Consider the following 25,756-nt stretch of genomic DNA (forward strand, 5'->3'; position numbering starts at 1 on the left):
AATACCGCGTGCGCGGGTCTGGACAGGTGAGGCCTTGAAGCCGTTCGCCTTGAGGGGTTGAAGCTTGCGCCCAGGCCCCCCTCTCTGGCCTGCCGGCCATCTCCCCCTCAAGGGGGGAGATTGGCAGCTTCGGCGCCGGCGCTCGGCTTGCAACGCCGGTGATTGGCGAAAGTCGCGGCGACATCTGATCTCCCCCCTTGAGGGGGAGATGGCCGGCAGGCCAGAGAGGGGGGCCTAGCACCATGCTTTCGTCCCCTCAGCCCATCGTTCCCGCTCGCTACCTCCGCATGCCCCATGCCGCCAGGGGGCTGACGGTCGGTTTGTTCGGCGGCTCGTTCAATCCGCCGCATGCCGGCCATGCGCTGGTCGCCGAGATCGCGTTGAGAAGGCTCGCGCTCGACCAGCTTTGGTGGATGGTGACGCCCGGCAACCCGCTGAAAAGCGCGCGCGAACTGGCGCCGCTCGCCGAACGTGTCGAGCTGTCCGAAAAGATCGCCAGGAACCCGAAGATCAAGGTCACCGCCTTCGAGGCGGCGCAGCATGCGCGCTACACCGCCGACACGCTTGCCCTGGTCAAGGCGCGCAACCCGGGTGTGGATTTCGTCTGGATCATGGGCGCGGACTCATTGCGCGACTTCCACCGCTGGCAGCGCTGGCGCGAGATCGTGCTGACCTTCCCGATCGCGGTCATCGACCGTCCGGGCGCCACGCTCTCCTTCCTGTCGTCGGTCGTCGCCAAGACCTTCGACTATGCCCGTATCGACGAGGGCGACGCGCCGCTGCTTGCCCGCATGCCGGCGCCGGCCTGGACCTTCATCCACGGTCCGCGCTCCTCGCTCTCCTCCACCGCGCTCCGCAAGGCGGCGAAGGATAGATGAGCTTCCCCTTCTCCCCTTGTGGGAGAAGGTGGATCGGCGCGATAGCGCCGAGACGGATGAGGGGTGTTCCAGCTTGGCGACACCGTTTTGTCTAGCGACGAGGTCGCCGACGTCTCACTCCGCTGGAACACCCCTCATCCGTCTTGCCGCTTCGCGGCAATCCACCTTCCCCACAAGGGGGGAAGGGAAGTCCGGCCATGTCGCTTTTACGGCGGCTTTTTTCCTGTCCGTAGACCAAGCTGCACAAGCATGCTGAAGCAGAACCCCACCACAACCGAACCCGCCCGCGCCGCGCAATCGGCGCCGCTGATCGCCATTGCCAGCGTCATCGTGTCGATGGCGCTGATCGCGATCGGCAATGGACTGATGTTTGCCTATATCCCGGTGCGTCTCGGCGCCGACGGGTTCGACCCGACCTGGGCCGGGCTGATCGTGACCGGGCTTTCGGCCGGCGGGCTGGCCGGCTGCATCCTGACCGGGCCGCTCGTCAAGCGAGTGGGTCACGCCCGCGCCTTCATGGTGCTTTCGGCGCTGATCGCGCTTTCCAATGCCGCGATCGGAGCCGGGCCGATACCGCTTCTATGGATCGCCGCGCGGGCGCTTTACGGCTTCGCCATCTGCGGGCTGTTCATCGTCGCGCAGAGCTGGCTGAACGATGCCTTGCCGAATTCGATCCGCGGCCGGGTGATGGCGGTGTTCTATGTCGCCTATATAGGCGGGCTAGGCGTGGGTTATGCGACGCTCGCCGCGATCGACATCCACACGGCCGCGGCGGCGCTGATCGGCATCACCTTCACGGCGCTTTCCATCCTGCCGGTCGGCATGACGCGGCTTGCCCAGCCGCCGGCGCCGCAGGCCGCATCGGTGGCGTTGCGCCGTGCCTGGCGCATCTCGCCGGTCGGTGTCGCCGGCATGCTCGCCGTCGGCGGCCTGTCGATGATCGTCTCCGGCTTCGCGCCGATCCATGCCACCGCCAAGGGCTACAGCCAGGCCGATGTCGCGCTGCTGTTGTCGGCAATGCCGGTCGGCACGCTGATCCTGCAGATTCCGCTCGGCTGGATATCCGACCGCACCGACCGGCGCTACGTGCTGGCGGGTGCGGCGGCGCTCGCGGCGATCGCCAGCGTGCTTGCCATCGTCTTCGACGGTGGCGCGCTGATGGCGCTGGTGGTGATCTATCTCATCTGGGACGGAGCGTCGGAATCGATCTACGCGCTCTCCAGCGCGCATGCCGCCGACCGCGCCGGCAAGGACGAGCTTCTGGCGCTGTCGAGCTCGATGCTGTTCGCCTGGTCGCTGGCCGGCTTCATCGTGCCCGGCATCGTGACGGCGCTTTCCGCCGTCTTCGGCACCGCGACCTTCATCTATGTCGGCATCGTCATCGCATCGGCCTTCTGCCTGTTCGTGCTGTGGCGCGTGATGGCCGGCCGGCCGACACCTGCGGCCATAAGCGGCAGTTTCGCGCCGATGTCGGCGCAGACGCCCCTGCCGGTGGAGCTTGCCTTCGCGCCCGACGAGACGGCGACCAAGCACTGATCGGGGAAGCACCGATCGGGCTACTGCTTGCGCGCCTCCGGCGCCGGCATTTCCGGAGGCGGCAGCGGGATCGAGATGCCCTCGGTATCGAAAGCCTGCTTGGCGCGCTTGGTCATGTCGATCTGGGTCGAGAAATAGTCGGCGGCCGACGTCCAGTAGCGCAAGGTGAGCGAAACGGTGGTGTCGCCGAGACTGGCCACGAAGGCGATTGGCGCCGGTTCGCGCCGGATGCGCTTTTCGGCGGCGGCGATGGCAAGCAGCGTCTTTTGCGCGCGGTCGATGTCATTCCACGAGCCGATGCTCAAGGTGACGTCGGTGCGCCGCACGCCGTTGCGGGTGAAATTGCGCACCGGCTGGTTCCACAGCGTCGAGTTGGGCGCCATCACATAGACACCGTCGACGGAGCGCAGCTTGGTGGCGAAGAGACCGATCTCCTCGATGGTGCCGGCAATCGCGCCGACCTCGACATATTCGCCGATGCGGAAGGGCCTGAGCGCCAGAAGCATGATGCCGGCGGCGATGTTCTGCAGCGTGCCTTGCAGCGCCAGCCCGATGGCCAGGCCGGCAGCGCCTATTGCCGCAATGATGGAGGCGGTCTGCACGCCGAATTGGCCGAGCACCATGATGACGACAAGGATCAGGATGGCGTAACGCACGATCTGCGAGAAGAAATGCCGCAAGGTCTCATCGAAGCCGTGGATGTGGCCGAGGCCGGCATAGATCGAGCGCTCGGCAAGCCCGGCCACGAGATATCCGACAACCAGGAGGATGACGGCGCCGACGGCCGAGAAGGAATAGGAGACGATCAGCGTGCTCAGCTGCGCAAGCCCGGCCTGGATGGTGATGAGGGCGCTCTGCGGGTCGGTGGGCATGGCGGGTATCCCGTTGGTCAATGCGCCGATAACCCGTGCGTCTGGCATCGGTTCCCGCCTTTTGCGGCTTGGCGGAGCGCCTCCTCAACATCGCGCGGAGATCACGCTTCGAAGGCGCCCGTCTTGAAACTGCAACGGAACTCTGCCTATCTAAGTGGTGTCACCTGATTTGCCTGGTGATTTGGTTGTTCTTGTTGGGAAAGGAAATACACTGAGAACAGCACTGCGGAAGAAGGCTGACATCATGCCTTCGCCGGCAGGGATCAGCGGAAACGACGCCGCGTCCCTCGCCATCGACACAGTCCTTGCCAGTCTGGAAGACTCCAAGGCCGAAAACATCGTCTCAATCGACATCCAGGGAAAATCGAGCCTCGGCGACTATATGGTCATCGCCTCGGGCCGATCGCACCGTCATGTCTCGGCTGTCGCCGATCATCTCCTCAAGGCGCTGAAGGATGCCGGCCTCGGCAATGCGCGCGTCGAGGGGCTGGCCAGCGCCGACTGGGTCCTGATCGATTCGGGCGACATCATCGTCCACGTCTTCCGCCCCGAAGTCCGCGAATTCTACAATCTCGAAAAGATGTGGCAGGCGCCGGATCTCGAGGAAGAAACCTTGCACTGAGCCTGATCCGCGTGCCGTGAACCGTCACGGTGCGCGTTAGGACAAGCTCGCCGGGGCGAGGATGAAGATCACCGTTCATGCCGTGGGCCGGATGAAGACCGGCCCCGAGAGAGAACTCGCCGACCGCTATTTCGAGCGCTTCGCCAAGAGCGGGCCCGCGGTCGGGCTGGAGTTTGCCGGCATTGTCGAAATCCCCGAGAGCCGCGGACAGAGCGCCGACGAGCGCCGCCGTGAGGAAGCCCAGAAGCTGCAGGCGCAATTGCAGTCCGGCACCGTTCTCATCCTGCTCGACGAACGCGGCAAATCGCTTTCTTCGGAAGACCTGGCCGCCCGCATCGGCCAGTTGCGCGACGACGGCCGCAAGGCGCTGGTCGTCGCGATCGGCGGTGCCGACGGCCATGACAGATCCTTGCGCGAGCAGGCCGACCTGGTGCTGTCCTTCGGCGCGCTGACTTGGCCGCACCAGCTGGTGCGCGTCATGCTGGGCGAGCAGCTTTACCGGATAGCGACGATCCTGGCGGGTCACCCCTATCATCGTTCGTGAATGGCTCGACGGCCAAGAAGCTGGGGATTGCCGGCCCACGCCAGGATTTCTGCCTCAATCGCGCGGCAACGGGGTATTCTGGTTTACGCAATCCCGGACGGAAGACCGTTACACACTTTTCCTGGAATTGCTCTGAGCGGCGCTTCCAACATGGTTGATGGTTCGTTAACGAAGCGGCGGATAGGTTAGAGGCCTGATGTCTGAAGGCTGGTACCCGATTACGCGCGCCTGGCGCGTCCGCTGCGGCTTGACCCTTGTCGCCGCCCTGGTCGCGCTCGGTCCGGTCCAGGCGGCCGAAAATTCGCTCGACCTTGCGCCCGACCCGGATCAGAGCCGGGCCGAATACGAGCAGGTTTCCAAGGAGATCACGCTCTCGTCGGAGCGGCTGGGCAAGCTCGCCGCCGACATCGCCTCGGTGCGCAAGGACTATGCTTCGATCACCGCGGCGCTCATCCAGTCGGCGATGACGGAGCAGAAGCTCGGTCAGGACATCGAGGACATCGGCGCCAAGCTCGAAGGGCTGAAGGCCGAGCAAAATAAGCTGCGCGCCTCGCTGATGGCGCGGCGCGACGTGTTGGCCGAAGTGCTCGGCGCATTGCAGCGCATGGGGCTCAATCCGCCGCCGGCGATCCTGGTCAAGCCCGAGGATGCGCTGTCGTCGGTGCGCAGCGCCATCCTGCTCGGCGCCGTGGTGCCGGAACTGCGCCAGCAGACCGACCGGCTGATGGCCGATCTCAAGGAGCAGACGCGTGTGACGGCCTCGATCGAGGCCGAGCGGGCCAGGTTGACCGCCGCCGTCACCGACCAGACGGCGGAGAAGAAGCGACTCACCATGCTGCTCGAAGCCAAGAAAAAACTGCAGGCTGATACCCAGGCCGCGATGGCGGCAGAGCAGCAGCACTCGCAGCAGCTGGCGGCGAAGGCGAGCAGCCTCAAGGACCTGATCGCCTCGCTCGAAGCCGACAAGGCGCGCAAGGCGCAGGACCAGGCCAAGGCGGGCGAGCGCAAATCGGCGGACAACGACACCACGGCCTCGACCACCGAGCTCGCTGCGCTGTCGGTGCCGGAAGCGAACCGTCTCACGGGATCGGCGCCGTTTTCGGCATTGCAAGGCCAGATCGCGCTGCCTGTCATCGGCAAGATCAAGCTGCGTTTCGGCGCCGACGATGGCAATGGCGCGGCGATGCAAGGCGACATGGTTGCGACACAATCGGGAGCCATCGTCACCGCGCCGGCGGACGGAAACGTGCTTTATGCGGGGCCGTTTCGCTCCTATGGTCAACTCTTGATCCTCAACGCAGGCGACGGGTATCATGTCGTTCTGGCGGGGATGAGCAGAATCAGCGTCGCGACCGGACAGTCGGTGCTCGCAGGAGAGCCGATCGGCGCGATGGGAGAGGCCCGGGTGGCAAGCACTTCGGCCTCGCGAAATGGAAATGCGGCGCTGGAACTCTATGTTGAGTTCCGCAAGGATGGAAAACCCGTCGATCCGGCCCCATGGTGGGCGGACCGATTTTCTGGAAGGACGTGAAATGATGCGGAAACTGTCGCTTCTGTTTGCCGGCGCGCTGATGGGCGCATCGGCAATGAGCCTGGTCTACGGCGCACCGGGTTCGGCGGCGAATGCTGCGGGTTCGGAAACCTATAAGCAGCTGGCGATCTTCGGCGACATCTTCGAACGCGTGCGCGCCAATTACGTGACGCCGCCGGACGACAAATCGCTGGTCGAGAACGCCATCAACGGCATGCTGTCCTCGCTCGACCCGCACTCCTCCTACATGAATGCCGAGCAGGCGCAGGACATGCGCGTGCAGACAAAGGGCGAGTTCGGCGGACTCGGCATCGAGGTCACCATGGAAAACGACCTCGTCAAGGTGATCACGCCGATCGACGACACGCCGGCCGCCAAGGCGGGCGTGCTTTCCGGCGATTACATCGCCAAGATCGACGGCGAGGAGGTTCGCGGCCTCACCCTCAACGACGCGGTCGAGAAGATGCGCGGGCCGGTGAACACGCCGATCAAGCTCACCATCCTGCGCCAGGGCGCCGACAAGCCGATCGAGCTGACGGTGGTGCGCGACATCATCAAGGTCAAGGCGGTGAAGTACCGGGTCGAGAACGACATCGGCTACATGAAGATCACCTCCTTCACCGAGAAGACCTATGACGATCTCGAGAACGCCATCGAGAACATCAAGAAGCAGGTGCCGAACGACAAGCTGAAGGGCTATGTGCTCGATCTGCGCCTCAATCCGGGCGGCCTGCTCGACCAGGCGGTCAGCGTGTCGGACGCCTTCCTCAAGCGCGGCGAGATCGTCTCGACGCGCGGCCGCGATCCGAAGGACGTCACCCGCTTCGACGCCAAGCCGAAGCAGGTCGACGACATCAACGGCAAGCCGATGATCGTGCTGGTCAATGGCGGCTCGGCGAGCGCCTCGGAAATCGTCGCCGGCGCGCTGCAGGACCTGCGCCGCGTCACGGTGGTCGGCACGCAGTCCTTCGGCAAGGGCTCGGTGCAGACCATCATCCCGCTCGGCGAGAACGGCGCGCTCAGGCTGACGACGGCGCTCTATTACACGCCGTCGGGCAAGTCGATCCAGGGCAAGGGCATCACGCCAGACATCAAGGTCGACCAGCCGTTGCCCCCGGATCTGCAGGGCCGCGACCTGACCCGCGGCGAATCCGACCTCAAGGGCCATATCAAGGGCGCCGACGAGAGCTCCACCGGCTCGGGCTCGGCCGCCTATGTGCCGCCGGATCCGAAGAACGACCTGCAGCTGATCTATGCCGAGCAGCTTCTGCGCGGCGAAAAGACCGATCCGTCGTTCCCGCCGAACCCGGACAAGGCCGTGCTGAACCAGTAATGCGGTCCGGCTCTGGCCGGCTGCGAGAGGCAATGCAATGCTGCCGGGGCCGCGAGGTTCCGGCAGTTTGATTCGGGGACCGCGGTCGGGGCGCCACGCGTCTAGGTATCGCGCCGGCGATTGCGAAGTTCACGCGAGATGTCACGAAAAACGTGACTCTGGCGTGCTTCCGGGGAAACACGACTTGGCTGAGATCGGCAAGGACATCGAACGCCCGCTCGGACAGACCATCCGGCCTCAGCGCAAGGCCTCGCGCGGCATCGGCTCCGGCTCCCTCATCGCGGTGCTGGCCGTGCTTGGCGTGGTCGGTGTTTCCGGCGCTATTGCGCTGCGTGAAAGGCCGTTCCGCAAGCCGGAAGAAGTCGCCGTTTCGACGCCGAAGGTCACCGCCGAGGCTGCTCCTGCGGCGACAGCGGCACCCGCACCGGCTCCCATGGCGGCGGCGCCACAGGCCAGCACGCCGATGAAGAGCGGCGGTCCGCAGATCATCCACGTCCAGACCGAAGAGGGCGACGGCCCGCCGAAGGCCGCTATCGTGATTCGCGATCCGTCGACGCTCGGCCAGAACCTGAAGGTTGCCCATATCCCGGACAGGGCGCTGATCGAGGCCACCGACACCGGACCGCTGCCGATCCGCAGCGCCGACGGCCGGCGGCCGTTCGACGTTTATGCGCGGCCTTGGTCAGGCGCGCGCGGGGCGCGGGTGGCGATCGTCATCGGCGGACTTGCCGTCTCGCAGACCGGCACGCAAGCGGCGATCGCCAAGCTGCCGGCCGAAGTGACGTTGGCCTTCGCGCCGCAAGGCAACAGTATCGGCCGCTGGATGCAGACGGCAAGGCAAAGCGGGCATGAGATCGTCATGCAGGTGCCGCTCGAGCCGTTCGATTATCCCAACGTCAATCCCGGCCGAAACACGCTGACTGTCGCGGCCAGCCCGGACGAGAACCTGAAGAGCCTTCACTGGGCCCTGTCGCGCACGACCAACTATACCGGGGTCATGAACTATATGGGCGCGCGCTTCTCGGCCGACGCCGCGGCGATGGAGCCGTTCATGGCCGAGCTCGGCAAGCGGGGGCTTGCCTATATCGATGACGGCTCGTCCTCGCGCAGTGTGGCGCCCGACCTGGCGTTGAAAGACGGTGTGCCGTTCGTTGCTGGCGACATGGCGATCGATGCCGTGCAGGATCGCGGCGAAATCCTCAAGAAGCTGGACAGCCTCGAAGCCACGGCGCGGGCCAAGGGCAGCGCCGTCGGCATCGGTTCGGCCTTCGATATCACCGTCGACACGGTGACGTCGTGGATTGCCGAAGCGAAGAAGCGCGGCATTGAGATCGTGCCGATCTCGGCTGTGGCGATCGATCCGCAAAAAGGCTAACCCTACCCGCCTCGCCGAACTCCATTCTCAAAGACAGCTGGAACGCTGACATATGGCCAAGACGATCGATCCCGAAACGCTGCCTTACCGTCCGTGCGTCGGGCTGATGATACTCAACAAAGCAGGTCTGGTCTGGGTTGGGCACCGCATCGCCGAACCGGACAGCGAGTTCGCCGACACGACGCAGCTTTGGCAGATGCCGCAAGGCGGCATCGACAAGGGCGAAGAGCCGATCGAGGCCGCCGGGCGCGAGCTCTACGAGGAGACCGGCATGCGCAGCGTGTCGCTGCTGGCCGAGGCGCCGCGCTGGATCAATTACGACCTGCCGGAGCATCTGGTCGGCGTCGCCTTCAAGGGCCGCTATCGCGGCCAGACGCAGAAATGGTTCGCCTACCGCTTCGAGGGCGACGAAGGCGAGATCGCGATCAATCCGCCGCCCGGTGGCCACAAGGCAGAGTTCGATGAATGGGCCTGGCGGCCGATGCGGGAGCTGCCCGACCTGATCGTGCCGTTCAAGCGCAAGGTCTACGAGCAGGTGGTGGCGGCGTTCCAGCATCTCGTCCCCTGAGTGGCCGCCATCTGTCCCGGTTGTCGCGGGCGCCCCATGGCCGTATTGATTGCCGGTGCAATGAGCGGGGGTCGCCATGAGCGACGACACCGGACGCGGGTTTCCGGCACATAATACAAGCAGTGGCTCGACGGTGAGCGAGGCCGCCGCCGGCGCGATCCTGACGATCGACCTCGGCGCCATCCGGGAAAACTACCGCCGGCTGAAGGCGCGGCTGGACGGCGTCCGCTGCGCCGGGGTGCTCAAGGCTGACGGATACGGACTTGGCGCCGCACAAGTGGCATCGGCGCTGGCGAAAGAGGGCTGCGACATCTTCTTCGTCGCACTGCTCGGCGAGGGCATCGCGCTGCGCAAGGCGATCGGCCCGGGGCCGGACATCTTCGTGCTGAACGGGCTGCCTCCGGGTTCTGAACCGGAAGCCGCGGCTGCCGGGCTTTGGCCGGTCATCAACAGCGCCATGCAGCTGAAGGCCTGGCGCGAGACCGCGCGAGGCATGGGCCAAAGCCTTGCCGCCGCCATCCAGGTCGACAGTGGGATGGCAAGGCTCGGCATGGCGCCGGCGGAAGTCGAGGCGGTCGCGGGGGAGACCGGCGCCTTCGATGGCGTCGACATTCGTTTTGTCATGAGCCATCTCGCCCGCGCCGACGAGCCGCAAGAGGCGGCGAACGAGAGGCAGCGGCACGAATTCGAAAGGCTGCGCAGGATGCTGCCCGCGGCGCCCGTCTCCTTGGCCAACTCGTCCGGCATCTTTCTCGGGCCGGCCTATCACTATGATCTGGCCCGCCCGGGAGCCGCGCTTTACGGCGTCAACCCGACGCCCGCCGCGCCCAATCCGATGCTGCCGGTCATACGACTGCAAGCCAAGGTGGCGCAGACGCGACAGGTCGGCGCCGGCGCCGGCATCGGCTATGGCCATACCCACCAAGCGGACGGGCTGCTCGATCTCGCGACCATTTCGCTGGGCTATGGCGACGGCTGGCACCGGCGCGCCGCTTCGGCCGCCTGGTTCGAAGGCGTGCGATTGCCCTTCGTCGGGCGCGTGTCGATGGACTCGATCATCCTCCACATTTCGGCGCTTCCGGCAGGTCGGCTCGGCGAAGGCGACCTCGTCGAGCTCATCGGTCCGTCGCAAAGCGTCGACGACGCGGCCGGCCATGCCGGCACCATCGGCTATGAGATATTGACTAGTCTGGGCGCGCGCTTTCACCGCCGTTACATCGGCGGATAACGCAGCACTTGGCGGGTGCCGCAAAATCCGGCAGACAGGGAATGGCCATGCCTCGGGCGGCATGATCGGCCTTTGAGGGAGCCTTGAATGAAAGTTATCGTGCTGGGCGGCGGCGTGATCGGGGTCACCACCGCCTACTTCCTCGCCGAGGCCGGTCATGAAGTGACCGTCTACGATCGCCAGCCGGGGCCGGCGCTCGAAACCAGCTTCGCCAATGCCGGCGAAGTATCGCCGGGCTATGCCTCGCCCTGGGCCGGGCCCGGTATCCCGGTCAAAGCCGTCAAATGGCTGTTGATGAAATACGGCCCGCTGGTCGTGCGGCCGGCTTTCGACCCGAATATGTGGACCTGGCTCCTCAAGATGCTGCGCAACTGCACGGCCGAGCGCTACGCGCTCAACAAGTCGCGCATGGTGCCGCTTGCCGAATACAGCCGCGACACGCTGAAGGCGCTGCGCGAGGCGACCGGCATCACTTACGACGAACGGACCAAAGGCACGCTGCAGCTGTTCCGCAAGCAAAAGCAGCTCGACGGCACCGGCGGCGACGTCGAGGTGCTGAAGAAATACGGTGTGCCCTATGAGATCCTCGACCGCGACGGCTGTATCGCCGCCGAGCCGGCCCTTGCGGCGGTGCGCGAGAAATTCGTCGGCGGCCTCAGGCTTCCGGGCGACGAGACCGGCGACTGCAAGATGTTCACCGACAAGCTCGCGGAACTTTGCGTGGCGCGCGGCGTGACCTTCGAATATGGCTCGACCATCCGGCGCATCGTCAGGAACCGCAATCGCCTCACCAACGTACTCACGGAGGGTGGATGGAAATCCGCGGACGCCTTCGTGATGGCGATGGGCAGCTATTCGGCGCAGTTCATGCGCTCGCTGGGGCGGCCGATACCGGTCTATCCGGTCAAGGGCTATTCGATCACCGTGCCGATCGACAATGTCGAGGCCGCGCCTGTGTCGACCGTCATGGACGAGACCTACAAGGTGGCGATCACCCGGCTCGGCGACCGCATCCGGGTCGGCGGCACGGCGGAGATTTCGGGCTATGACCTTCGCCTGCAGGAATCGCGCCGCCGCACGCTCGAACACTCGGTCGGCGATCTCTTCCCCGGCGGCGGCGATCTCAAGGCGGCGAGCTTCTGGTGCGGCTTGCGGCCGATGACGCCGGATGGACCGCCCTTGATCGGGCAAAGCGAGGTTGCCAACCTCTATCTCAACACCGGCCACGGCACGCTCGGCTGGACCATGGCCTGCGGCTCGGCCAAGGTGCTCGCCGACATCATGTCCAACCGGGTGCCGGAGATCAACGCGCGCGACCTCAGCCCGGAGCGGTATCTCAAACCTGTCTGAGGGGCTTTGCATCTGCTTCGGCGGGCTTGCCTCGGAACGCTTCCCCGACCCAGCTGTCGCCGAACAGCTGCTGGTAGTGCCGGGCGCTGCAAGGCGGCGGCGACCAACTGCCTGTGATAGGATCGGCCGCAGCGAGGGGACTTTGGATGCGTCTTTTTCTTTTTGCGGCGGCCGCCTATCTGACCTGCGCCCCGGCGGCGCTGGCAGCGGACAAAACCGTTCACGACAAGGAGCACGGCTTTTCGCTGACCTATCCCGAGCAATGGGCGAGCGAAACCGCCTTTGACAACACCATTCGGCTCAAGATCAAATCCGGCGAAGGAGGGCTCACCTGCCGCGTGTCGGAAAATGCCTATGATCCGACCGCTCCCGACAATCCGCCCGATGTCAGGGCGTTCATGGAGGAAGACTGGAAGGTGAGCAACTGGCAGACCATGGTCGGCGTCGCCTATCAGTCGGCCGCCTTCCGCCAGGACAGGTTGGCGCATTTTCCGGACGGCTATCCGGTGCGCATGGCCGAGATGGATTTCCACTATGCCGACGAAAATGTCAGCTTCTACGGCCATTCCCGCATCGCGCTGACGCTGCGCAGCTCGCATTACGGCTTCGTCGATTGCGGGGTCGCGGGCGACAACTCCGAAGAGGTGGAGCGGAAATGGGCGCCGCTTGCAGACGAGGCCAATAAGATCGTGAGCTCGTTCGTGCTCGACGCGGATTAATTCCTCACTGCAGGCATTTGAAGGGTTGCGGGCTTGTCAGCGGCAAGATTTTTACCGTCCATTTCGGTGAATCAGCGCAGACGTTGGGAATTGGCTGAAGCCTCTCAACCTCGTCATTCCAGGGCGGAGCAGCCGCGGAGCGGCGTCGCGGAGACCCTGGAATCCATTCCGTGATTCTGATCAAAGAGTGCAGCTGAGCAGAATTCTGCACCGCGGCAGCGCTCATGCGACACGGAATGGATCCTCGGGTCTGCGCGCGTCGCTTCGCTCCTTGCTCCGCCCGTGGATGACGAGGCCGGACCGTTTCGGCCAATCTCCAAGGCATACCATCTGTCAACGCGAACACCGGTCAGATTTCTGTCCCGGGAACGTTCTGGTCAAGCGGTCCTAGATCGTGTTCTAGACAAAAAGGCCGCGCTCGCGTTCCACGGCCTTGGTGATGAAGTTGGCGACCAGCTGCACGCGGCGCAGCGGCCTGACCGATTCATGATAGACCAGCCAGTAGGCGCGGCGGATGGGCGCGACGATGTCGACCGGCACCAGCTCCGGCATCGAACGGGCGACGAACGTGTGCAGGATGCCGATGCCCGCGCCGGAGCGCACCGCTTCGGCCTGGCCGAGCGCCGAGGAGATGGCAAAGCTGGTGCGCCATTCGGGGCTGAACTCGGCGGCATAGTCCAGCGAGGGGCTGACGATGAGGTCCGGCACATAGCCGATCAGCGTGTGCCGGCCGAGCTCGGCCGGCGCTTTCGGCAGGCCGTTGGCTTCGGCATAGGCGCGGGAGGCGAAGAGGCCGAGCGTATAGTCGACCAGCTTGCCCGCCACCAGCCGCCCTTCGCTCGGCCGCTCGACGGTGATCGCAATATCGGCCTCGCGCCTGGACAGCGAGAAGGAGCGCGGCACCGGCACCAGCTGGATGGTGAGCTCGCGGTGCAGCGCAGTCAGCTCGCCCAGCCGCTTTGCCAGGAAGGCGACGCCAAATCCGTCCGGCGCGCCGATGCGCACCGTGCCCGAAACGTCGTCGCCCTCGCCGGCAATGGTCGAGCGCGCGGCGATCATGTCGCTCTCCATGCGCTCGGCTATGTCGAGGAAGCGCTCGCCGGCCGGCGTCAGTTCGCTGCCGGTGGTCAGGCGGCGGAAGAGTTTTGTGCGAAGCGCCTCCTCAAGCGCGGCGATGCGGCGCGAAACGGTGGCGTGGTTGAGCTCAAGGCGTTTCGCCGCACCGAGGATCTGGCCGGCGCGGGCGACTGCAAGGAAGATGCGGACATCATCCCAGTTCATGGGAGTGGTCCGCTCTGTGATTGTCAACGCTGCGTTCCTTGGCGCCCCCCTCTGGCCTGCCGGCCATTTCCCCCTCTAGGAGGGAGATCAGATGTCGCGGCGGATTTCGCCAACCGCCGAAAGCGCTGTCGGTGAAGCTGCTAATCTCCCCCCAAGAGGGGGAGATGTCCGGCAGGACAGAGGGGGGCGCGACAAAACTCAACCTATGAAATCCTTCACGGCAGGCAATCCCTCATTTGCGGCAATTAATGCACAGTCTGCCATTGTTGTCTATTTTCCGCACAACGGTTGCGATCTTCCTCGCGTTGCCATCGCTGTCGCAAAGGCGGACAATGCATCATCACCAAACACGGGAGAGAAGGCATGATCGAATACGGTCATTTCATCGGCGGCAAGCGTGTCGCCGGCACCAGCGGGCGCAAGCAGGATGTGATGCAGCCGATGGACGGGTCCGTGCGCGGCACGGTGGCTTTGGCCTCGCAGGCGGAGCTGCGCGCCGCGGTCGAGGACGCCAAGGCGGCGCAGCCGAAATGGGCGGCCACCAACCCGCAGCGCCGCGTGCGCGTGCTGATGAAGTTCCTCGAGCTGGTCCAGCGCGACTATGACGAGCTGGCCGACATATTGGCGCGCGAGCACGGCAAGACTATTGCCGATGCGCGCGGCGACATCCAGCGCGGTCTCGAAGTGGTCGAGGTCTGCATCGGCGCTCCGCACATGATGAAGGGCGAGTTCACCGACGGCGCCGGCCCCGGCATCGACGTCTATTCGATGCGCCAGCCGCTCGGCGTCGTCGCCGGCATCACGCCGTTCAACTTCCCGGCCATGATCCCGCTGTGGAAGATCGCGCCGGCCATCGCCTGCGGCAATGCCTTTATCCTGAAGCCGTCGGAGCGCGATCCGGGCGTGCCGATCCGCATTGCCGAACTGTTCATCGAGGCCGGCCTGCCGGCCGGCATCCTCAACGTCGTCAATGGCGACAAGGAAGTTGTCGACGCCATTCTCGACGATCCGGACATCAAGGCCATCGGCTTCGTCGGCTCGACGCCGATCGCGCACTATATCTATTCGCGCGGCACGGCATCGGGCAAGCGCGTGCAGTGCTTCGGCGGCGCCAAGAACCACATGATCATCATGCCCGATGCCGACATGGACCAGACCGTCGATGCGCTGATCGGCGCCGGCTACGGCTCGGCCGGCGAGCGCTGCATGGCGATTTCGGTGGCTGTCCCGGTCGGCAACGACACCGCCAACCGGCTGATGGAAAGGCTGGTGCCGCGCGTCGAGAGCCTCAAGGTCGGCCCTTCGACCGACTCTTCCGCCGATTTCGGCCCGCTGGTGACGGCGCAGGCGCTGGAGCGCGTGAAGGGTTATGTCGATATCGGCGTCAAGGAAGGCGCCAAGCTCGTCGTCGACGGCCGCGGTTTCAAGATGCAGGGCTATGAGAACGGCTACTATATGGGCGGCTGCCTGTTCGACGACGTGACGGCCGACATGCGCATCTACAAGGAAGAGATCTTCGGGCCGGTGCTCTCGGTGGTGCGCGCGCCGCGCTACGAGGACGCCATCAAGCTCGCCAATGACCACGAGATGGGCAACGGCGTCGCCATCTTCACCCGCGACGGCGACGCCGCGCGTGATTTCGCGTCCAGAGTCCAGGTCGGCATGGTGGGCATCAACGTGCCGATCCCGGTTCCGATCGCCTATTACACGTTCGGCGGCTGGAAGGCGTCGTCCTTCGGCGACCTCAACCAGCACGGTCCGGACGCGTTCCGCTTCTATACCAAGACCAAGACGGTCACCTCGCGTTGGCCGTCGGGTATCAAGGACGGCGCCGAGTTTGTCATCCCGACGATGAACTAGCCCGAACGGTCGTCCAAACCAACATTGAGAAGGCGCGGCGTAAGCCGCGCTTTCTTTTTATGGACGAAGGCGAAGCACAACTTCAGGCGCATGAATTCCGGCGCATCGCGTCATGCGTGCGTCCGCATATTCTAATAATTCCATCGCCGTGTGATGGAACCAACAGACCACCATCTGCCTTAGGCTTTATTCCTGCCATGCGTGCAGGCAACCAAGCAGCGCCGGTTCAAGCCGGGGTTCTCGTCTGGCGCGAGGAGGTGTCAGATGACACGATTTGTTGTGGCGGCAATATTGGCGGCGACGGCGATGACCGTTGGAGCCGCGCCGGCGAGCGCGGCGGCGCAATGCGCGGCGCGCGCCGACATCATCAAGGCGCTTGGCGACAAGTTCCACGAAACCGAGGCTGGGCGCGGCCTGATCAATCCGAACGTCGTGCTCGAGATATTCGTCTCCGACCAGGGAAGCTGGACGGTACTTGCCTCCGATACCAAAGGCCAGAGCTGCGTGCTTTCCGTCGGCGAGGGCTGGGACAGCCCGACGATTACCGCGGCGATGCCGGGCGCCTGAAACCGGCAGGGAGCCGGGGTGCGCGCCACAACGGCTCTCACGGTCGGGCGTCAAGTGGCGCCAAGCAAGGCGCTCTCCGCGGCGCCGCTTGTTTACGGAGCGGAGCTTCACCATATCGAATCCAGGGAGTCATGATCTCCCGACGACAGACCGGAAGCCAGAAGGAGTGACGCGATGAAGACGTCCAATCCGGCCTGGAGCCTTCCGGCACACTGAGGCGGCCGAATGTGCCTCCCTTTGCCGGAATGCGACGGCAAAGGAGGTGCCCCATGGCACGCGAATTTTCGTTTCGATGGGTCAAGCTTGCGGCCGTTGGCGCCATGATGGCGCTGTCGGCAGTTCCGGCGCGGGCGCAAGTCATCTGCGGCGGCCATGACTATCTGGTCGCGAGGCTGGCGGAGGCATTCGAGGAGAAGCGGCTGGGCTATGGCGTGGCCGGACAAGTCGCCATCTTCGAGGTGTTCGTCTCGGCAGGCGGAACCTGGACCATACTGATGACGGACGTCAAAGGCCAGAGCTGCATCCTGGCCGCCGGCGAGGGGTGGGAAGACACGCTGGCCACCGCGGTCGGGCAGCCGGGTGGCTGAAGCGCCTCGAGCAGGCGCTGGTCCTGCTCAGCGCGTGGCGGCCACCTCGGCATGACCGCGCAGCAGCGCTATCAGCTTCTTGGCGTCCTTGGCGGCGGCTTCCTCGTCGCCGTCGAGGATGGAACGGATCAGCGCCACGTGGTGCTCGGCCGATTCGGCGAGACCGGTGTCGGCCTTGTAGCGATACCAGAAGCGGCGGCTGTGGGTCTGCAAGGGGCCTGCCACACGCGCCGCGAAGGGGTTGTCGGCGGCGATGGCCAGCGCTTCGTCGAGCGCCTTGTCGGCCTGGATGAAGGCAAGCACATTGCTTGAGATCACCGCCTTCTGCATGGCCAGGGCCGCTTCATGGAATAGGTCGGCGGCCTCGCGGGTGACGAAGCGGGCGGCCGAGCGGGCGAGCACCACCTCGATGCCGCGCCGCGCATCCAGCACCCGCAGCCAGTCGCCGGCGTGAAGCGGCGCGACCGCGATGCCGGCACGGGGTCTGATGTCGAGAAGCCCTTCCCAGGCGAGCCGCTGGATAGCCTCGCGCACAGGGGTGCGTCCGAGACCCAGCCGCTCGATCAGCGCGCCTTCGGTGACGAAGCCCGACGGCGCCAGCTCGAGCGTGACGATCATATGCTCAAGCGCGCGATAGGCCTTGGTCGCCGCCGGCTCGAAGGTCGCGTTCGCCTCGACGGATATCAGCGGGGAGATCAATGGCGGGCTCCTGATATATTTTTCATATATCATAAGTGATTCAGCGTTGACAGGCTAATTCTTAATAGATATACGACTGATATATCAGAGGAGAAGTAGCCATGTGGGCCGGAGTTTTCCCCGCCGTCACGACCAAATTCACCGCCGACGACCGTCTCGACCATGCCGAGATGGAGCGCTGCTACGGGCTGCAGATGGAGGCCGGCTGCGACGGCATCATCGTATGCGGTTCGCTCGGCGAAGGACCCATGCTGTCGCCCGACGAGAAAATCGAGGTGCTGAAGGCGGCGCAGAAAGTTGCCGGGAAGAAGCCGGTGCTCTTGACCGTCAACGAGCCCGGCACGCGTGAGGCGGCTGCTATCGCCAAACGCGCCGCCAAGGAAGGCGCCGACGGGCTGATGGTGGTGCCGAGCCCGATCTATCACACCGACCCGCAAGAGACGGTCGCCGCCCTTCGTGCCGTCGCCGAAGCCGGCGACCTGCCGGTCATGATCTATTCCAACCGGCTCGCCTATCGCGTCGACGTCACCGTCGACCTGATGGAGGAGCTGGCGTCGGACAAGCGTTTCGTCGCCATCAAGGAATCCTCCGACGACATCCGCCGCTCGACCGAGATCATCAACCGGTTCGGCACCCGCTACGACCTCTTCACCGGCGTCGACAACCTTGCCTTCGAGGCGCTGTCGGTTGGCGCCATCGGCTGGGTCGCCGGCCTCGTCACCGCCTTCCCGCGCGAGACGGTCGCGATCTACCAGTCGATGCAACAGGGCCGCCGCGACGAGGCGCTGGCGATCTATCGCTGGTTCCGGCCCTTGCTCGACCTCGATGTCTCGACCTATCTGGTCCAAAACATCAAGCTTGCCGAAGTGCTGGCGATCGGTACCAATGATCGCGTGCGCATGCCGCGCCAGCCGCTGTCGGGTGAACGCCGCAAGGCGGTCGAAAAGATCGTCCGGGATGCGCTGGCGGTGCGGCCGAAGCTGCCGCCGCTGCAGACGTCTCCTCGATCGACGGACAGCTTGGCGGCGGCCGAATAAGGGACAGCCCTGACGTGCAACGAAATTCCAAATTCTGGGAACAGGAGCGGCCCTCAGCCACCGGGGCATCTTCTGCCGGTGCACGGGGAGAAGCGGACGACATCGCCATCATTGGCGGCGGCATCATCGGCATCTGTGCTGCAACCCTGCTCTCGGAAGCGGGGCGCAGCGTCACCGTCTTCGACCGGACCGGCATCTGCGAGGAGACGAGCTCCGGCAATGCCGCCGCCTTCGCCTTCTCCGACGTGCTGCCGCTGGCGCATAAGGGGATGATCCGGCAATTGCCGAAATGGCTCGCCGACCCGCTCGGGCCTTTGACCATTCCGCCGGCCTATCTGCCGAAACTCCTGCCCTGGCTGATCCGCTTCTGGCGGGCCGGCGCGCCCAAGCACTACGAAGCGAGCCTTGCCACGCAGGCCGGCATGATGAGCTTGGCCGAGGCCGAATGGATGGCGCTGCTCGACCGCTCCGGCACGCGGCCGATGCTGCGCGAGGACGGTTCGCTGGAATTCTATGAGAGCGAGGCGGAGTTCCGCGCCTCGCTGCCCGGCTGGGCCGAACGCCAGCGTTTCGGCATCGGCTTCCGTCATGTCGAGGGCGAAGAGATGGCTGGGCTCCAGCCGGGTCTTTCGCGGCGCTTCGTCAAGGCCACCTTCGTGCCGGGCTGGAAGACGGTCGCCGATCCGAAGCTGCTCGGCAAGGCGATGTGGGCCTATGCGGAAAAGCTCGGCGCCCGTTTTGAGCATGCGCGGGTGGAGGGCATAGAGGCCGACACAAACGGTGCGACGATCATCCTGGCCGACGGCAGCAGGCGCACGGCCAAGAAGCTCCTGATCGCCGCCGGCGCCTGGTCGCATCTCCTGGCAAGAAATCTCGGCGATCGCGTCCCGCTCGAAACCGAGCGCGGCTACAACACGACGCTGCCGGTGTCGGCTTTCGACGTGAGGCGGCAGCTGATCTTTTCCGGCCATGGCTTCGTCATCACGCCGCTCGAGACCGGCTTGCGCGTCGGCGGCGCCGTCGAGCTCGGCGGCATCGAGCGGCCACCAAATTTCGCCCGTTCCAAGGCGATGCTGGAGAAGGCGAAGCGTTTCCTGCCCGGGCTCGACCCGTCCGGCGGCCGCGAGTGGATGGGCTATCGTCCGTCGCTGCCGGATTCCCTGCCGGTCATCGGCGCGGCGCGCGCGCCGAACGTCTATTATGCCTTCGGCCACGGCCATCTCGGCCTGACCCAGTCGGCGGCGACCGGCCGCTTGATCCGCGATCTCGTTCTCGGGCAGACTCCGCCGCTCGATCTCACGCCCTTCAGTCCGCAGCGTTTCTGAAAAAGAGTCCATCATGGCGAAAAAATCCTTCTTCTGCATCGACGGCCACACCTGCGGCAACCCGGTCCGCCTGGTCGCCGGCGGCGGGCCGCTGCTCGAGGGCGCGACCATGATGGAGCGGCGGGCGCATTTCCTCGCCGAATATGACTGGATCCGCACCGGGCTGATGTTCGAGCCGCGCGGCCATGACGTGATGTCGGGCTCGATCCTCTACCCGCCGACGCGCGAGGACTGCGACATCGCCATCCTGTTCATCGAGACCTCGGGCTGCCTGCCGATGTGCGGCCATGGTACGATCGGCACCGTCACGATGGCGATCGAGCACGGGTTGGTGAAGCCGAAGACGCCGGGCGTGCTCAGGCTCGACACGCCGGCCGGTCTGGTCATCGCCGAATACAAACAGGTCGGCGAATATGTCGAGGAGGTGCGCATCACCAATGTTCCGTCGTTCCTCTATGCCGAAGGTTTGACCGTCGACTGCCCGGTGCTTGGGGAGATCAGCGTCGACGTCGCCTATGGCGGCAATTTCTACGCCATCGTCGAGCCGCAGAAGAATTACCGGGACATGGCCGATTACTCCGCCGGCGACCTCATCGCCTGGAGCCCGGTGGTGCGCCAGCGCCTCAACGAGAAATACTCCTTCGTGCATCCGGAGAATCCCGGCATCAACCGGCTGTCGCATCTTCTGTGGACGGGCAAGCCGAAACATGCCGAGGCCGATGCGCGCAACGCCGTCTTCTACGGCGACAAGGCGATCGACCGCAGCCCTTGCGGCACGGGCACCTCGGCGCGCATGGCGCAGCTCCATGCCAAGGGTAAGCTCAAGGCCGGCGACAGTTTCGTCCATGAATCGATCATCGGCTCGCTGTTCAAGGGCAGGGTCGAAAAGGAGGTCAGCGTGGCCGGCAAGCCGGCGATCATCCCCTCGATCGGCGGCTGGGCACGGATGACGGGGTTGAACACCATCTTCATCGACGACCGCGATCCGTTCGCGCATGGATTCATCGTCACATAAGCGTCACAGCCTCACGCAACGGAAGGCGTGCCGCCCAAAATGGACCGCCTCTGTTCGCGCAAGAAATCTTCTCATCAACTTATTTTGACGGCGATTTCTTCGAGCGGGTGGGCATTGTAGGGCTGAATCGTCAAAGACATTGCGTTGTGCCAATGATAGGGTCCGCGATAGTCCAGGGGGCCGGGTACGAAAAACGGACAATCGGGCGGCGTGCTTCCAAAACACGCCCGGCGATTGAAAAATCACGTTGCAATCCGGGCTCGAGACTTTACGACTAGGGGAAATACGAAAAGGAGTGCGACCCGGAAACGGGCGACATTCCAGGGGAGCCGCGTAAATATGCAGTATTTCGTCCAGCAGCTTATCAATGGGCTGACGCTGGGATCTATCTATGGCCTGATCGCAATCGGCTACACGATGGTCTACGGCATCATCGGCATGATCAATTTCGCCCATGGCGATATCTTCATGGTCGGCGCCTTCACCGCCCTCATCGTCTTCCTGATCCTCGGCGCGTTGTTCTATTCGGTGCCGGTCGTGGTGGCGCTTCTGATCATGATGATCGTCGCCATGCTTCTCACCAGCCTCTACAACTGGACGATCGAAAAGGTGGCCTACCGGCCGCTGCGCGGCTCGTTCCGGCTGGCGCCGCTGATCACCGCCATCGGCATGTCGATCGCGCTGTCCAACTTCGTCCAGGTCACGCAAGGGCCGCGCAACAAGCCGATCCCGCCGCTGGTCAGCCAAGTCTACACTGTTGATGGTGTGAGCGTTTCGCTGAAGCAAATCCTCATCGTGATCGTCACCATCGTGCTGCTGGCGATCTTCTGGTATCTCGTCAACCGGACAGCGCTCGGGCGGGCGCAGCGCGCCTGCGAACAGGACCGCAAGATGGCCGCGCTGCTCGGCATCGACGTCGACCGCACCATCTCCATCACCTTCATCATGGGCGCGGCCCTTGCCGCCGTCGCCGGCACGCTGTTCCTGATGTATTACGGCGTCGTGGTGTTCTCGGACGGCTTCGTGCCGGGCGTGAAAGCCTTCACGGCGGCCGTGCTCGGCGGCATCGGCTCGCTGCCCGGCGCCGTGCTCGGAGGATTGCTCATCGGCTTCATCGAGAGCATGTGGTCGGCCTATTTCTCGATCGACTACAAGGACGTCGCCGCTTTCTCGATCCTGGCGATCGTGCTCATCTTCCTGCCCTCCGGCATCCTCGGCCGGCCTGAAGTCGAAAAGGTCTGATCCTGATGGCCGTTACCGTGTCTTCGGAGCGCGACACCGTCGCCACTCCAGTTCAGCGCGCTTTTCGCGAAGCGCTCTATGCAGGCGCCATCGCGCTCGGCCTGTTCGTGCTGTTTATCGGTCTCAGGACCGACCAGAATATCTCCAACGAACTGATTCTGGTGCAGCGCTGGGGCCTGCTCGCCCTGGTGGTCATCGCCACCGCCGGGGGCCGCTTCCTGTATGTCGCCTATGGCCAGCCCTTCGTAGCCAGCCTGAAGATCGCCGACATCGACACAGGCCTGCTGCCCGACACCATGGCGGCACGCTTCTTCAGGATGCCTTATTTTATAGCCGCGGTCGCTGTCGCAGCCTTGCTGTTCGTGCTGGCCGGCTCGCTTGACGGGCTGCTCGGACCCGACCTTGCCGGCTACGCGCGCTTTGTGCGGGCGCTGGCGATCATTTATGCCGTCGCCTGGGTTATGTATTATTTCCGGGCCTTCATCCACGCCCACTTCTCGGCGTTGGGCATCAGCGCGCTGGCGCTCTATCCGATCATCGTCGTGCTGGTGCTCGCGCTGGTAACAGGATCGATAGCGGGAGGGTTTCAGGGCTCTCTGAAGTGGGTCGACAATTTCGGCATCCAGATCCTGATCTATGTGATGCTGGCCTGGGGGCTGAACATCGTCATCGGCCTCGCCGGCCTGCTCGATCTCGGCTACGTCGCCTTCTATGCCGTCGGCGCGTATGCCTACGCGCTGCTCGGCACGCATTTCGGCCTGTCCTTCTGGATCCTGCTTCCGGCCGCCGGCTGCATGGCCGCCTTCTGGGGCGTCATGCTCGGCTTCCCGGTGCTGCGGCTGCGCGGCGACTATCTGGCGATCGTCACCCTTGCCTTTGGCGAGATCATTCGCCTCGTCCTGATCAACTGGCGCGAGGTGACAAACGGTTCTGCCGGCATTTCCGGCATTCCAAAGGTCTCCTTCTTCGGCCTGATGTCGTTCAACGTCTCGGACCCGAACTACATCGCCAAGGTGCTGCACATCGCCACATCGAGCGCCTATTACAAGATCTTCCTTTACTATCTGATCCTCGGACTCTGTCTTTTGACCGCCTTCGTTACCATCAGGCTGCGGCGGTTGCCGGTCGGCAGGGCGTGGGAAGCGCTGCGCGAGGACGAGATCGCCTGTCGCTCGCTCGGCATCAACACCACCACCACCAAACTGACGGCGTTCGCCACCGGCGCCATGTTCGGCGGCTTCGCCGGCTCATTCTTCGCCGCACGGCAAGGTTTCGTCAGCCCCGAATCCTTCGTCTTCCTGGAATCGGCGATTGTCCTCGCCATCGTCGTGCTCGGCGGGATGGGTTCGCTGGTCGGCATCGCCGTAGCGGCGCTGGTGATGATCGGCGGCACGGAAGCGTTGCGGGAGCTCGACTTCCTGAAGCGGGTCTTCGGTCCCGATTTCACGCCTGAACTCTACCGCATGCTGCTTTTCGGCATGGCCATGGTCATCGTCATGCTGTGGAAGCCGCGCGGCTTCGTCGGCAGCCGCGAGCCGACGGCCTTCCTGAAGGAGCGAAGAGCGGTTTCAAGCTCCTTCACCAAGGAGGGGCACGGCTGATGAACGCGACCCCTTCCTCGAACGACTTCATCCTGCAGGTCGAGCATTTGTCGATGAAGTTCGGCGGCCTGGTCGCCATCGGCGACCTGTCGTTCCAGGCCAGGCGCGGCGAGATCACCGCGCTGATCGGCCCGAACGGCGCCGGCAAGACCACGGTGTTTAACTGCATCACCGGCTTCTACAAGCCGTCTGAAGGCATGATCACGCTGAACCGGGGGGACGGCTCGACCTATCTGCTCGAGCGCCTGCCCAACCACGAGATCCCGGCGCGAGCCAAGGTGGCGCGCACCTTCCAGAACATCCGCCTGTTCTCGGGCATGACGCTGCTGGAGAACCTCCTGGTCGCGCAGCACAACAAGCTGATGAAGGCATCGGGCTATACTCTCCTCGGCCTGTTCGGCTTTCCGAGCTATCGCCAGGCCTCGGCCGAGTCGATCGAGCTCGCCAGGCACTGGCTGGAGAAGGCCGATCTTGTCGATCGCGCCGACGATCCGGCCGGCGACCTGCCCTATGGCGCGCAGCGGCGCCTGGAAATCGCGCGCGCCATGTGCACGGGGCCGGAGCTCCTGTGCCTCGACGAACCGGCCGCCGGCCTCAATCCGAAGGAATCTGCGGCGCTCAATGAGCTGTTGATGGGCATCAAGAGCACCGGCACGTCGATCCTGCTCATCGAGCACGACATGTCGGTGGTGATGCAGATCTCCGACCATGTCGTCGTGCTCGAATACGGCCGCAAGATCTCCGACGGCAATCCGGCGTCGGTCCGCACCGATCCGCGCGTCATCGCTGCCTATCTCGGCGTCGACGACGAGGAGGTCGAGACGGTGCTGACCGAGGTCGGCGATGAGGACGTGATCGAGCAGCTCGATACCGGCCCCGATTCCGCGCATGGGCCGGGAAATTCCGCTTCGATGATGGCGGGGCCGGTTTCCGATTCGGTCGAACATGGGAATGAGGGCGAGCGGGTCACGGTCTCGAAGGGCGCCTCGAAGGCGGCGCAAGTCGACGCGGGCGCTGCATCGATAGCCAGCAAGCCCCAATCGGCAGCCAAGCCGGCCGCGAAATCCGGCACTGCGAAAGCGGCACCTAACAAGCCGGCTGCCAAGGCTCCAGCCGCGAAAGCCGGCAGTGCTTCGAAGGGCAAGGACACAGCGGCCAAGCCCACAGCGGGCAAGCGTGGAGGGCGCAAATAATGGCCGGCACAACGTTGCTCGACATCAAGGGTGTCGAGACTTACTACGGCAACATCCGGGCGCTGAACGGCGTCGATGTCAGCGTCAACCAGGGTGAGATCGTGGCACTGATCGGTGCCAACGGCGCCGGCAAGTCGACACTGATGATGACCATCTTCGGCGCGCCGCGCGCCCGCACCGGCACCATCACCTTCGCCGGTACCGACATCACCAAGATGCCGACGCATGAGATCGCACGCCTGCGCATCGCGCAATCCCCGGAAGGCAGACGCATCTTTCCGCGCATGACGGTGATGGAAAATCTGCAGATGGGCGCCAGCCTCGACAACCTCAAGCATTATGACGAGGACGTCGAGAGGGTGTTCACGCTGTTCCCGCGGCTGAAAGAGCGCATCGCCCAGCGCGGCGGCACGCTGTCGGGCGGCGAGCAGCAGATGCTGTCGATCGGGCGCGCGCTGATGGCGCGGCCGAAGCTTTTGTTGCTGGACGAGCCCTCGCTGGGCCTCGCTCCGCTGATCGTCAAGCAGATCTTCGACGCCATCCGCGAGCTCAACAAGACGCAGGGGCTGACCGTGTTCCTGGTCGAGCAGAACGCCTTCGGCGCGCTCAAGCTGGCCACGCGCGGTTATGTCATGGTCAACGGCAATGTGACGATGAGCGGCACCGGCAAGGAATTGCTCGCCAATCCGGAAGTGCGCGCCGCCTATCTCGAAGGCGGACATCATTAGAGCGCGATGACTTTCCCAGGATCGCCATCTCGCTCTAAGGTTTTGTTCTTGAAGCATGATCTTCT

The 25,756-nt window shown here is 64.6% G+C and carries 23 protein-coding genes and 1 pseudogene; 21 read left to right on the forward strand and 3 right to left on the reverse strand.

Annotation, left to right across the window (positions count from 1 at the left end):
• Nucleotides 1-287 precede the first annotated feature (287 nt).
• Together LB529_RS22845 and LB529_RS22850 are read left to right on the forward strand one after the other, a co-directional pair.
• A complete protein-coding gene (locus LB529_RS22845) occupies nt 288-878 on the forward strand; it encodes a nicotinate-nucleotide adenylyltransferase (RefSeq protein ID WP_095767212.1) in 591 nt (196 codons plus the stop codon).
• A 249-nt stretch (nt 879-1,127) separates the two neighbouring features.
• Nucleotides 1,128-2,414: an MFS transporter gene (locus LB529_RS22850; RefSeq protein ID WP_224712371.1), complete on the forward strand. Its 1,287-nt coding sequence runs from the start codon at nt 1,128-1,130 to the stop codon at nt 2,412-2,414.
• Between the two features lie 20 nt (nt 2,415-2,434).
• On the opposite strand, the gene LB529_RS22855 is transcribed toward LB529_RS22850, so the two are convergent.
• Nucleotides 2,435-3,286 (reverse strand): mechanosensitive ion channel family protein, encoded by an 852-nt coding sequence (locus LB529_RS22855; RefSeq protein ID WP_224712411.1) that lies wholly within the window; start codon nt 3,284-3,286, stop codon nt 2,435-2,437.
• Between the two features lie 244 nt (nt 3,287-3,530).
• Here LB529_RS22855 and rsfS point away from each other — a divergent pair, with 244 nt between their 5' ends.
• The 9 genes from rsfS (at nt 3,531) to LB529_RS22900 (ending at nt 12,556) form a co-directional block, all read left to right on the forward strand.
• Entirely contained in the window at nt 3,531-3,908 is a 378-nt protein-coding gene (gene rsfS / locus LB529_RS22860) for a ribosome silencing factor (RefSeq protein ID WP_095767215.1), read from the forward strand.
• A gap of 61 nt (nt 3,909-3,969) precedes the next feature.
• Nucleotides 3,970-4,452: a 23S rRNA (pseudouridine(1915)-N(3))-methyltransferase RlmH gene (rlmH, locus tag LB529_RS22865; protein ID WP_224712372.1), complete on the forward strand. Its 483-nt coding sequence runs from the start codon at nt 3,970-3,972 to the stop codon at nt 4,450-4,452.
• A 196-nt stretch (nt 4,453-4,648) separates the two neighbouring features.
• Nucleotides 4,649-5,983 carry a murein hydrolase activator EnvC family protein gene (locus tag LB529_RS22870; RefSeq protein ID WP_224528193.1) on the forward strand — a complete coding sequence of 445 codons (1,335 nt, stop codon included), beginning with the start codon at nt 4,649-4,651 and terminating at the stop codon, nt 5,981-5,983.
• A gap of 1 nt (nt 5,984) precedes the next feature.
• Nucleotides 5,985-7,316, forward strand: a complete 1,332-nt coding sequence (locus tag LB529_RS22875) for a S41 family peptidase (protein WP_176477009.1) — start codon at nt 5,985-5,987, stop codon at nt 7,314-7,316.
• A gap of 184 nt (nt 7,317-7,500) precedes the next feature.
• Nucleotides 7,501-8,691 carry a divergent polysaccharide deacetylase family protein gene (locus LB529_RS22880; RefSeq protein WP_224712373.1) on the forward strand — a complete coding sequence of 397 codons (1,191 nt, stop codon included), beginning with the start codon at nt 7,501-7,503 and terminating at the stop codon, nt 8,689-8,691.
• A 52-nt stretch (nt 8,692-8,743) separates the two neighbouring features.
• Complete coding sequence (locus tag LB529_RS22885; protein WP_224712374.1) at nt 8,744-9,259, forward strand: RNA pyrophosphohydrolase; 516 nt, start codon at nt 8,744-8,746, stop codon at nt 9,257-9,259.
• Nucleotides 9,260-9,335: 76 nt separating this feature from the next.
• Nucleotides 9,336-10,487, forward strand: coding sequence for an alanine racemase (gene alr / locus LB529_RS22890; RefSeq protein WP_224712375.1), 1,152 nt, complete (start codon nt 9,336-9,338; stop codon nt 10,485-10,487).
• Between the two features lie 87 nt (nt 10,488-10,574).
• Nucleotides 10,575-11,837 (forward strand): D-amino acid dehydrogenase, encoded by a 1,263-nt coding sequence (locus LB529_RS22895; RefSeq protein ID WP_224712376.1) that lies wholly within the window; start codon nt 10,575-10,577, stop codon nt 11,835-11,837.
• 146 nt (nt 11,838-11,983) lie between these two features.
• Nucleotides 11,984-12,556: a hypothetical protein gene (locus LB529_RS22900; protein ID WP_224637117.1), complete on the forward strand. Its 573-nt coding sequence runs from the start codon at nt 11,984-11,986 to the stop codon at nt 12,554-12,556.
• 399 nt (nt 12,557-12,955) lie between these two features.
• Here LB529_RS22900 and LB529_RS22905 read toward each other — a convergent pair whose 3' ends face one another.
• Nucleotides 12,956-13,837 carry a LysR family transcriptional regulator gene (locus tag LB529_RS22905; RefSeq protein WP_095767223.1) on the reverse strand — a complete coding sequence of 294 codons (882 nt, stop codon included), beginning with the start codon at nt 13,835-13,837 and terminating at the stop codon, nt 12,956-12,958.
• A gap of 363 nt (nt 13,838-14,200) precedes the next feature.
• On the opposite strand from LB529_RS22905, the gene LB529_RS22910 reads away from it, so the two are divergent.
• The 3 genes from LB529_RS22910 (at nt 14,201) to LB529_RS22920 (ending at nt 16,851) form a co-directional block, all read left to right on the forward strand.
• Nucleotides 14,201-15,697: a CoA-acylating methylmalonate-semialdehyde dehydrogenase gene (locus LB529_RS22910; RefSeq protein WP_224712377.1), complete on the forward strand. Its 1,497-nt coding sequence runs from the start codon at nt 14,201-14,203 to the stop codon at nt 15,695-15,697.
• 264 nt (nt 15,698-15,961) lie between these two features.
• Complete coding sequence (locus LB529_RS22915; RefSeq protein ID WP_140841768.1) at nt 15,962-16,264, forward strand: hypothetical protein; 303 nt, start codon at nt 15,962-15,964, stop codon at nt 16,262-16,264.
• A gap of 269 nt (nt 16,265-16,533) precedes the next feature.
• Complete coding sequence (locus LB529_RS22920) at nt 16,534-16,851, forward strand: hypothetical protein (RefSeq protein WP_095767227.1); 318 nt, start codon at nt 16,534-16,536, stop codon at nt 16,849-16,851.
• A 27-nt stretch (nt 16,852-16,878) separates the two neighbouring features.
• Here LB529_RS22920 and LB529_RS22925 read toward each other — a convergent pair whose 3' ends face one another.
• Complete coding sequence (locus LB529_RS22925) at nt 16,879-17,583, reverse strand: GntR family transcriptional regulator (protein ID WP_224712378.1); 705 nt, start codon at nt 17,581-17,583, stop codon at nt 16,879-16,881.
• Between the two features lie 68 nt (nt 17,584-17,651).
• Between LB529_RS22925 and LB529_RS22930 the strand changes: the two genes are divergently transcribed.
• The 7 genes and pseudogenes from LB529_RS22930 (at nt 17,652) to LB529_RS22960 (ending at nt 25,691) form a co-directional block, all read left to right on the forward strand.
• Nucleotides 17,652-18,587 (forward strand): dihydrodipicolinate synthase family protein, encoded by a 936-nt coding sequence (locus tag LB529_RS22930; protein WP_224712379.1) that lies wholly within the window; start codon nt 17,652-17,654, stop codon nt 18,585-18,587.
• 14 nt (nt 18,588-18,601) lie between these two features.
• Nucleotides 18,602-19,912 carry an NAD(P)/FAD-dependent oxidoreductase gene (locus LB529_RS22935; RefSeq protein WP_224712380.1) on the forward strand — a complete coding sequence of 437 codons (1,311 nt, stop codon included), beginning with the start codon at nt 18,602-18,604 and terminating at the stop codon, nt 19,910-19,912.
• Between the two features lie 13 nt (nt 19,913-19,925).
• The gene (locus tag LB529_RS22940; RefSeq protein ID WP_224712381.1) at nt 19,926-20,927 is read left to right on the forward strand and encodes a 4-hydroxyproline epimerase; all 1,002 of its coding nucleotides are present in this window, start codon (nt 19,926-19,928) and stop codon (nt 20,925-20,927) included.
• Between the two features lie 339 nt (nt 20,928-21,266).
• Nucleotides 21,267-22,169: a branched-chain amino acid ABC transporter permease gene (locus LB529_RS22945; protein WP_224528143.1), complete on the forward strand. Its 903-nt coding sequence runs from the start codon at nt 21,267-21,269 to the stop codon at nt 22,167-22,169.
• Between the two features lie 5 nt (nt 22,170-22,174).
• Nucleotides 22,175-23,770, forward strand: a complete 1,596-nt coding sequence (livM, locus tag LB529_RS22950) for a high-affinity branched-chain amino acid ABC transporter permease LivM (RefSeq protein ID WP_224712382.1) — start codon at nt 22,175-22,177, stop codon at nt 23,768-23,770.
• Nucleotides 23,770-24,945, forward strand: a pseudogene (locus LB529_RS22955) (ABC transporter ATP-binding protein); the annotation flags it as partial. The gene livM and the pseudogene LB529_RS22955, both read left to right, overlap by 1 nt.
• Before the next feature lie 17 nt (nt 24,946-24,962).
• Nucleotides 24,963-25,691 carry an ABC transporter ATP-binding protein gene (locus LB529_RS22960; protein WP_095767235.1) on the forward strand — a complete coding sequence of 243 codons (729 nt, stop codon included), beginning with the start codon at nt 24,963-24,965 and terminating at the stop codon, nt 25,689-25,691.
• The last annotated feature ends 65 nt before the right edge of the window (nt 25,692-25,756 follow it).

It is taken from the genome of Mesorhizobium sp. CA5, from assembly GCF_020165105.1.
Taxonomy (GTDB): Bacteria; Pseudomonadota; Alphaproteobacteria; order Rhizobiales; family Rhizobiaceae; genus Mesorhizobium.

Excerpts from the sequence above, each read along its gene's own strand:
- LB529_RS22845 (WP_095767212.1), top strand. The coding sequence starts at position 288 with ATGCCCCATGCCGCCAGGGGGCTGACGGTCGGTTTGTTCGGCGGCTCG.
- LB529_RS22850 (WP_224712371.1), top strand. The coding sequence starts at position 1,128 with ATGCTGAAGCAGAACCCCACCACAACCGAACCCGCCCGCGCCGCGCAA.
- LB529_RS22855 (WP_224712411.1), bottom strand. The coding sequence starts at position 3,286 with ATGCCCACCGACCCGCAGAGCGCCCTCATCACCATCCAGGCCGGGCTT.
- rsfS (WP_095767215.1), top strand. The coding sequence starts at position 3,531 with ATGCCTTCGCCGGCAGGGATCAGCGGAAACGACGCCGCGTCCCTCGCC.
- rlmH (WP_224712372.1), top strand. The coding sequence starts at position 3,970 with ATGAAGATCACCGTTCATGCCGTGGGCCGGATGAAGACCGGCCCCGAG.
- LB529_RS22870 (WP_224528193.1), top strand. The coding sequence starts at position 4,649 with ATGTCTGAAGGCTGGTACCCGATTACGCGCGCCTGGCGCGTCCGCTGC.
- LB529_RS22875 (WP_176477009.1), top strand. The coding sequence starts at position 5,985 with ATGATGCGGAAACTGTCGCTTCTGTTTGCCGGCGCGCTGATGGGCGCA.
- LB529_RS22885 (WP_224712374.1), top strand. The coding sequence starts at position 8,744 with ATGGCCAAGACGATCGATCCCGAAACGCTGCCTTACCGTCCGTGCGTC.
- alr (WP_224712375.1), top strand. The coding sequence starts at position 9,336 with ATGAGCGACGACACCGGACGCGGGTTTCCGGCACATAATACAAGCAGT.
- LB529_RS22895 (WP_224712376.1), top strand. The coding sequence starts at position 10,575 with ATGAAAGTTATCGTGCTGGGCGGCGGCGTGATCGGGGTCACCACCGCC.
- LB529_RS22900 (WP_224637117.1), top strand. The coding sequence starts at position 11,984 with ATGCGTCTTTTTCTTTTTGCGGCGGCCGCCTATCTGACCTGCGCCCCG.
- LB529_RS22905 (WP_095767223.1), bottom strand. The coding sequence starts at position 13,837 with ATGAACTGGGATGATGTCCGCATCTTCCTTGCAGTCGCCCGCGCCGGC.
- LB529_RS22910 (WP_224712377.1), top strand. The coding sequence starts at position 14,201 with ATGATCGAATACGGTCATTTCATCGGCGGCAAGCGTGTCGCCGGCACC.
- LB529_RS22915 (WP_140841768.1), top strand. The coding sequence starts at position 15,962 with ATGACACGATTTGTTGTGGCGGCAATATTGGCGGCGACGGCGATGACC.
- LB529_RS22920 (WP_095767227.1), top strand. The coding sequence starts at position 16,534 with ATGGCACGCGAATTTTCGTTTCGATGGGTCAAGCTTGCGGCCGTTGGC.
- LB529_RS22925 (WP_224712378.1), bottom strand. The coding sequence starts at position 17,583 with ATGATATATGAAAAATATATCAGGAGCCCGCCATTGATCTCCCCGCTG.
- LB529_RS22930 (WP_224712379.1), top strand. The coding sequence starts at position 17,652 with ATGTGGGCCGGAGTTTTCCCCGCCGTCACGACCAAATTCACCGCCGAC.
- LB529_RS22940 (WP_224712381.1), top strand. The coding sequence starts at position 19,926 with ATGGCGAAAAAATCCTTCTTCTGCATCGACGGCCACACCTGCGGCAAC.
- LB529_RS22945 (WP_224528143.1), top strand. The coding sequence starts at position 21,267 with ATGCAGTATTTCGTCCAGCAGCTTATCAATGGGCTGACGCTGGGATCT.
- livM (WP_224712382.1), top strand. The coding sequence starts at position 22,175 with ATGGCCGTTACCGTGTCTTCGGAGCGCGACACCGTCGCCACTCCAGTT.
- LB529_RS22960 (WP_095767235.1), top strand. The coding sequence starts at position 24,963 with ATGGCCGGCACAACGTTGCTCGACATCAAGGGTGTCGAGACTTACTAC.